This is a genomic window from Paenibacillus sp. FW104-T2, assembly GCF_058789975.1.
This window is the reverse complement of the sequence record NZ_JBYTCE010000047.1, coordinates 1-8,085: the sequence shown is the minus strand read 5'-3', so window position 1 is coordinate 8,085 and position 8,085 is coordinate 1. Positions and strand designations below refer to the sequence as shown.

Below are 8,085 nucleotides of genomic sequence, written 5' to 3'. Positions count from 1 at the left end.
ATATGTATGGTCTTAAAAATAGGTTTCATTCTTCATTTCTATTTTTATTACGCATTTCTCGTACTTTTCATGGTGTTCCCAATTAAATAGACGGATGCTATAATCTATTTATAGTAAATGGAAAGCTAATAAAAAGCTCTGTTAAAACAAAAAAAAAGAACCCAACGATATCGTTCTAATAAGTGAATAGTTTGGCGACTGGCACTTATTAAAACCACGAAAAGTCGGGGTCTTGGTCTTGCTTCTTTTTTGATGTGTTCATTATAGCATGTCTTCTAAAAAAACAAAAGCCAAAACCCTTATTTTCCATACCCATTTTTACAGTTGGGAGTTAAGGAGAGGCGCAGATGAAACACCATCCTGATCTATTCGATGCACAGACCCTACATCATGATACTCGTTTGCTTTTCAAACTTAAACTCCTGCTGGGTACCGTTTGCGCATATGGCGGAGAAGTTCCTCTTTCTCAGACCGAACTCGCTAAACGAATGGGTACCTCCACTTATCGAATCCGAATTCTTCTCCACAAGTTAGAACTCGAGGGTATTATTCATTACAATAACGCTGGTACATTGTTTTTTGACCGTTATATCTTTGTACGTGATCAGGCGGAAGTTTCACAGGAAACGCTCTATGCCAAAAATTTTGTCTTCTTTACATGCGATGAGTTTCTGTCTGAGGACCGAAATGTTCAACGCTTTGTGCTTCATTATGTTGGCAAAGAGCTTATCTATATTCCAGGCAATTTCCGCTGGGGTTATATCAATGATCTTTATGGACCAACTGGACTGCTTAACATACGTACGCCAAAAGAAGCGATCACGATTCTTAAGAAGGCTTCCAAATATCTGAAGATCAAAATACATACTGAAAACTTCCAGGTACTAAACGTTCACTCCAAATGGATTAACATGGGTGAAATCTATTCTGAAGGTGCTGAGCTGTGGGTGACCAAACAGCTTATGAAGCATCGTTTTTGTTGTGACTTTATATCCCGGAAAGCGGTTTGGCAAATAGCAAAAGTCATGGAAGATTACTATGCGAAATTTGGATATGAGTATGCTACTGAGATTTTCGACCATGCTCTCTTTAGCATCCAAAATTATAAAAGACGGTCACAGACCTTCTTTAACATGATCTACAGAGAAGATTCATCCTATATTGTGAATGAAGAAAAGAATGAACTGAATGAGATCAGTGCTTATTTTCGGTCCGTTATGGAATCAGCCGAGTTAAATTATGCGGTACAACTATCTGTGGAGCTTGAACAGATCAAGCAGAAGAAACACATGGCGGAGACCAACCTCTCTGCTAATGATGAGATCTCCATAATGAATCAAGAACTAATCGAAGCAGCGCATAGCCAACAAGTTAAAGTGTGGGACAAACTTCGTCTCATCCATTCGTGCTGGCTTAATCGTTTCAGACAACATCCGGAATGGTTCATCCAGCATTATTACCGGATCAGAACTCTTCCAGCTCCTATTCTGGAGATCAAGATGGAAATTGAGAAGTATATGAATAGACAAAAAAATACTCGATCTCAAGCGCACATCGTCTAATTTCTATAGGGTTAGATTTATTTGTGCATCCTTATCATTCATTTCAGTCTAATTTGTGTTGCAGTGGTTCTACGAATAGTAGAATGACTGCTATTTGTTTTTTCTACTCTACCGTTATTGTGAGCTTTTAGTTGGATTTAGTTAGATTTGCACTTTCAATAGCGGAATAGAAGTGATCTCATAACTTCCTGTGAATTCCAATTCCGCCACTAAAACTGTGGATAACGTTTTATCTCATGTGTTTTTTAATAAAGATAATGTTTATATTGATTTTGTTCATTTGGATGTATTGATCGTTAATGGGTATTTCCATACATCTAGTGTTGGTTTGGCGTTTCCTGATGTGTACCTTAGCGTTATCATTTTGCATAAAAATAAGGGCTTTCCATATCTAAATTTATCCAGATACAGAAGCCCTTATGGATCAAGCCTTTTGAGACACTTTTGTTGCTCGTAAAAAGGTATTAATTAAAGGTGTTAATCTATGGTTTTAAAAAAATGGTGTTGAACTAAGATATTGAACTAAGGTGTTGATGAAGGGTATTGAAAGGCTTTGAACACCTCCATCTTCAAAATATAGAAAACAACATTGAACGGAGTGAACTCCTCACTCTTTCCTAAATAGAGTAGAACCTTATTCGATATTATCCGCTGTTATGCCGTCCTTCAACGTACTTTCCCACCATATCGATGTATCTCCTCTGACAAGCTGTGGAATTAACTTACGGAATGGATAGGGCTGCAAATGATGCCCAGATAGCTCATACACAGACGCCCAATAGAATTCAATATGAGACTCAAGGGATACAGGAGATTGTAACACATCCAGTTCAGAGACTTTCACTCTGAAAACCTGGTTCATTTCGCAGTGTAGCTCTTTATTTTTCTCCCACCGATGCTCTACGGAGCCTAAATATCCATCGATGTAACATGACAACCCCAGTTCCTCTTCAATTTCTCTTTTTAGGGCATCCGGTGCGCTTTCACCAAATTCAATGTGACCTCCTGGCAAGAACGTATTTTGATGACCAATGGCATGGGCGAGTAGAACCTGATCCTGACTGATTATAATTCCCCTTGCCAAGTGATGAAATTTCGAAGTCATAACGTTCACTCCCTTATTTAATTGGTATCCAGATTTGTGGCGCATGATGAGGGCCCGCATAAACCTCTAATTCGGGTGTCCCGGCATGCTCATAAGGATTAGATGGGAACCATTCGGAAACAATCTGTTTCCATAGGTTCTGCAAGCTCTCAGGCAGAGGCCCCCTTACTTCAAATACACTCCATTTGGAAGCAGGAATGGTGAGGGAAGACAAACCTTCTGGTATCTCACCATGATAAGCTGTACCAATCCAGTACTCCATCTGCTTCCCCTTGATCTCGGTCTGATCTACACAGACTCCGAGTAATCCTGGAATAGCTCCATTATTCAAATCCAATAAACGATCTTCTGTTCCGTTCGCATAGGCTTCTTCCCACATTTTAGGGATTTCCCGTAGATTCTCTCCATCTGCATAAGAGTAAGCTTGCTTAATTCCAACTAACGTAAATTCCGCCTGTTCAACAATTTTATAATCCATCGGTTCCGCTCCTTTTAAACTTACTTGAATAGCCAAGCGATTATACGATTTAACTGAGGTGCTGCTTTTTCGTACCTCACTTGGTGCAACCCCATGCTGTCTGCGAAAAGCTTTGGAGAAAGATTCAGGAGTGTCATATCCGTATTTGTACGCCAGATCAATAATTTTGTGTTCACTCTGTACAAGTTCATGTGCTGCCAGTGTTAATCGTCTCCGCCGTATATATTCAAATACGGTAACATCTGTTAACAGCGTAAACGTACGTTGAAAATAAAAAGGCGAGATATGAGCCTGTGCTGCGATCTGCTCTATCGTTACATTTTCGAATAGATGCTCTTCGATGTACTGTATAGCCTTCTGCAACGATTCAATCCAGTTCATACGGTTGACCACTCCTTGATTTCTATAATAGAGGAATACTTGTTTTGCGGCCTGTCATTATTTGCTGTGATCTGTCCGGCCCTAGTCTTTTATGGTAACTGTTAATCTGTTCAACTCATGAGGAATCAACCATAATGGAATATCTTAGCATGTTCTTCATCAAGAGACAGGATAAAAAAAGTGAATCATTTTCGGCGCTCACTTGTCTATTATATATCCCAACAAGAAAGGAGCAGCGGAAGTGACCGAGCACGAACTCTTCTATTCTTACAACAAAGATGTATATCGTACCTGCTTGTATATGCTCAAAAACATTCAGGATGCCGAGGATGTATGCCATGATGTGTTTGTAACTGTGTTTCGACAGGACTGGAGAAATGTTACACATATCAAGGCCTGGATTATGCGAATCGCCATGAATCATTGCCTCAACGTCATTCGTAAGAACAAAGTCAAACATGACAAACAGGACCATCTACAGAAGCAGCATGAACACGAGGCTCTTGCTAGAGATTCGGTCGATGGGATGGTTATGGCTAAGTTATCCTTCGCTGAATTGGAACAGCAATTGCGCCAATTGCCTGACAAGCTGCGAAGTGTTGTAACCCTGCGATACATTGGTGATCTATCTGTTGTGGAAATCTCGGAAATACTCAATATACGTCAGGGTACCGTTCGATCCAGATTGCACAAGGCTCTTCAATTGATGCGAAAGAAACTGGAGTACTATGAGAAGGTTAACATGAGAGGAGAGAACCGTTTTGAATACAGTAGAATCCAAAGTTAAGAATCACATGAAACATTCAGACCACATTGAATATCCGGATTTTGATAAGATGTTTAACAGCATACAGATGGACGAGCTTCGGGTAGCAGATCAGCTCAAGGAAAGATCGCAGCGCGGTAAGACGAAAGTTGCTATTGTCCTGGGTGTATCTGTAGCGGTAATGGCCACTCCGGTATATGCAGCTTTTCAATATGATTGGAGTGATGTCCTCTCCCATAAGTCTGGAATTGAGTCAGCTCTCCAAGCGGGATATGGTCAGTCTATTGAACAAAGCGTCACAGCTCACGGAGTCACCTTAACGGTGCATAACGCTTTTGTGGATGATAACCGAACAGTCCTTCTCTATACGATTAAACCCGGCATGGAAACAAACGGAGCAGAAATCAGATATGATCAGATCGTTTTGAAAGACAGTGAGGGTAAGCCTATTGAAGGACACTATTATCAACAATGGAACGAAGAGCAAGGTGTCTATCAGGGATACTTCGAAACGGACTGGGTGATGTCTGAGAACCAATCCAATCTACAATTCTCCATTACAGGTGTTCGATATTTGCAAGACATTCAGGAGGACATTACACTCGATCCCAAGGACACTAATACTCAGAAATTTAATATACAAAAGGACGGAATCGAAACGGTAGAAGTACAATCCTTCCGGCACACGGAAGATCAAATCATGATTCGTTCCAACGTGACTTTTACAGATACGGCATTGAAGGAACAGACTTGGGCCAGAATCACAGCTTATGATCCAAACGGGAACATGCTTAAAGAAACCGAAAGCCCAGTCTTCGGTACCGAAGGTGCAACCGGAGCATACTCCAGCACGCAAATATTTAACGAACAGCAGTTCAAAGAGAGAGCAGATCATTTTACCTTCACATATACACATGAGAAAGAGCGAACAGATGGAACCTGGAACGTCGATCTCTCCTTGTCTAAACAGCAGATGGAAACAGGTTCAGTTAAGAAAGAAATGAATATTCCACTGCAGTCATTGGATGGAGAGGCTAAAATCAGTAGGCTAGTGGTAACACCAACCCAGATTCGTTTAATTATTGATCACCAAGAAGACTACTACAGACTGCCATACCGGACTTATCAGTTGGAAGTGGACGGCAGAGTGTTGGAAGGATACGTTTCCCTCGAAGATACGTTGAATCCCAACCAGACCGAACTGCGATTTGAGCAGTCCAACTCGTCTCTCATGGATGTTAGTTCTGTGGCCAACAAACCCATAACCTTAATCGCGAAGGACCGAGTTGATGAGCACGCTGGTGACCAGACGTCTATTCGTCTAACGAGAATTTCAACTCAGCCACAAACGGTAACAAAGGAGTATGCAGGGTTCCTCATCAACTGGACTTATTATCTCAAGGATGGGAACCTGTACGTTGGGTCGTCCAGCCCTGAGTCTACATTTGGCGGGATCAACCAGACTTATTTCGTTGATGCGGGAGAAAAGCAATATCTAACGCCTCTGTATTTTAACGACTCCGATAATAAACATACAGAAGTATTTCAAGATTTTAAGGGTAAAGACATTGATCTTTATGTATCGAACTATACAATGAAGAAGCCTGATGATGAACTGAGAGTTTCACTGAACACGAGCACTAAATAAACAGTACTAAATCAATTTAATAGGATATTGTACAAATTGAATGCCCATATACAAGGGCATTTCTTATTTTCGCCCTTTAGCAAATGAACAGTTTTCCGTTTTGGTGCCCAATAACAGTCCTCCATATTATCTATGTCATGACCAAACAATATAAAGCCCGCAAGATATTAAAAAATCAGTGTTTTAGCGAGCTTCATAATTGTTCTTGGTGGTCGAGTTGCATAACCCTTCTTAATGAAAAATATATTCTTTTAAAAATTAAGTTCTTCCAGAATCGACCTTTCAATTTCTTGAGAAAGTTCTCTAATTGTCGGATTTTCAAAAAGCTGCTTAATTGAAACTTCTCTTCCTAGATTATTTCTGATTCTTGAAATAATTTGGGTAGCTATTAGAGAATGTCCTCCTAGCTCAAAGAAGTTCTCATCAATGCTCACGATATTAGTTTTTAATACTTCTTCCCAAATGGGGGCAATCCGTTTTTCTATAGCTGTTTTCGGTAACTCCACCTTTATATATTCCTTTGCTTTCATTTTTAAAGAACCATAATCAATTTTTTCATTGTTTGATATTGGCATCTTATCAAGTACACAGTAAGAATTAGGAAGCATGTGTTGTGGAAGGTGTCTCTCTACATAATTTTTCAGCTCATTTAAATTAATATTCGCTCCATTATATGGCTCAATAAACGCAACCAAAACAGCATTATCTTCTTCCAATAATTTTACTGCTGCAGTATTTACATATTCATATTCCTTTATAACGGCCTCGATTTCACCTAGTTCAATTCGATATCCTCTTAACTTGATTTGCCTATCTTTTCTATCAATGTACTCAATAGTTCCATCCATATCATACCGAACTATATCACCTGTTTTATAAAGTAACTCCCCCCTTTTATATGGGTTCTCTATAAAAAAAGAACGGTTGAGGACTTCATCTAAATAACCATTTGAAAGTCCGTATCCACCTATATATAATTCCCCTTTACTGCCGGGAGGTACTAGTTTTGAATGGTTGTCCAGAACTAATAGATGGACATTATTAAGTGGTCGCCCAATATTGTTTGAAAAATCTCCTTTTATGCATTCATGAGTAGTTGTATAGATCGTAGCTTCAGTTGGACCGTAACAATTAAATAATTTCCCTGTCGATTGTTCATGAAATTGTTTCTGTAACGAAATGCTTAACTTCTCCCCACCGCTTAGGAACCTTTTTACTGGGAATACATTTAATTTATTACTGTTTATCATAGTTTGCAGCATACTAGGGGTCAGGAGCATATCTGTTACCCCTTCTTTGCTACAAAGATCAAGCAAATAGTCAATATCAGCTTGTTTTTCATCCTCAATTAATACTAATTTTGCTCCAGCAGTAAGAGCTGGGAAAATTTCCGCAACTGACGCATCGAAACTAATTGGACTTCGTTGTAACATAACACTTTGTTCATTAAGCGAAAACCGTTTATTAAACCAGTGAGTGTAATTACATAAAGCTTTGTGTGAAATTTTAACGCCTTTTGGTCTTCCGGTAGAACCTGACGTATATATAACATAGGCAAGGTCCTCCGGTTCTAAATCAACAGAGGGTGCCTCTCTTAAGGCTCCTTCTTCACAGTGTTCTTCATCCATATATAACGTTATTGTATTCTCAAAGTATATATTCGATTTTGTCCTGTTTTTAAAAATTATAAATTTTGAACCTGAACTATCACATATATAAGTTATTCTTTCTTTCGGATACTGGGGATCTAAAGGGACATAAGCGGCTCCGCTCTTTATTACTGCAAGAATCGATATTATCAATTCAATGCTTCGTTCCATACATATAGAAACGATATCCCCTTTTTTTATTTTTTTTTGATTTATCAGATGGTTAGCAAAAATATTGACCTTTTCATCTAACTCCTTATATGTAAGGATTGTACTTTTATAAACTAAGGCCACGTGATTTGGCGCCTCTATAGCTTTATTTTGAAGCATTGCAGTCAATATATTGGGGTAAACGGCGGCTTTTTCACCTTCAAGTTTCTTTAGAAAGTAACCAATTAATTCCTGAGTTAAAATATCTGTGGAATCCTTTTTTTTATCTGGGTCTTTAGCGGCATCATAAATTAAATGATTATCATTTAATTTGTTACTATAACTG

At 39.0% G+C, this 8,085-nt stretch carries 6 protein-coding genes; 3 read left to right on the top strand and 3 right to left on the bottom strand.

What is annotated here, in order from left to right:
• Nucleotides 1–347: 347 nt before the first annotated feature.
• A complete protein-coding gene (locus tag AC3WQ3_RS28595) occupies nt 348–1,562 on the top strand; it encodes a hypothetical protein (RefSeq protein ID WP_492474375.1) in 1,215 nt (404 codons plus the stop codon).
• A 634-nt stretch (nt 1,563–2,196) separates the two neighbouring features.
• On the opposite strand, the gene AC3WQ3_RS28590 is transcribed toward AC3WQ3_RS28595, so the two are convergent.
• Together AC3WQ3_RS28590 and AC3WQ3_RS28585 are read right to left on the bottom strand one after the other, a co-directional pair.
• Nucleotides 2,197–2,667: an NUDIX domain-containing protein gene (locus tag AC3WQ3_RS28590; RefSeq protein WP_492474374.1), complete on the bottom strand. Its 471-nt coding sequence runs from the start codon at nt 2,665–2,667 to the stop codon at nt 2,197–2,199.
• A gap of 13 nt (nt 2,668–2,680) precedes the next feature.
• Nucleotides 2,681–3,526 carry an AraC family transcriptional regulator gene (locus AC3WQ3_RS28585; protein ID WP_492474373.1) on the bottom strand — a complete coding sequence of 282 codons (846 nt, stop codon included), beginning with the start codon at nt 3,524–3,526 and terminating at the stop codon, nt 2,681–2,683.
• 202 nt (nt 3,527–3,728) lie between these two features.
• Here AC3WQ3_RS28585 and AC3WQ3_RS28580 point away from each other — a divergent pair, with 202 nt between their 5' ends.
• Both AC3WQ3_RS28580 and AC3WQ3_RS28575 read left to right on the top strand, forming a co-directional pair.
• Nucleotides 3,729–4,313, top strand: a complete 585-nt coding sequence (locus AC3WQ3_RS28580) for an RNA polymerase sigma factor (protein WP_492474372.1) — start codon at nt 3,729–3,731, stop codon at nt 4,311–4,313.
• Complete coding sequence (locus AC3WQ3_RS28575) at nt 4,288–5,940, top strand: DUF4179 domain-containing protein (protein WP_336779446.1); 1,653 nt, start codon at nt 4,288–4,290, stop codon at nt 5,938–5,940. The genes AC3WQ3_RS28580 and AC3WQ3_RS28575 overlap by 26 nt, the downstream gene beginning before the upstream one ends.
• Nucleotides 5,941–6,191: 251 nt before the next feature.
• Here the strand turns inward: AC3WQ3_RS28575 and AC3WQ3_RS28570 are convergent.
• The coding region (locus AC3WQ3_RS28570) for a non-ribosomal peptide synthetase (protein ID WP_492474371.1) at nt 6,192–8,085 on the bottom strand (1,894 nt) is incomplete at its 5' end.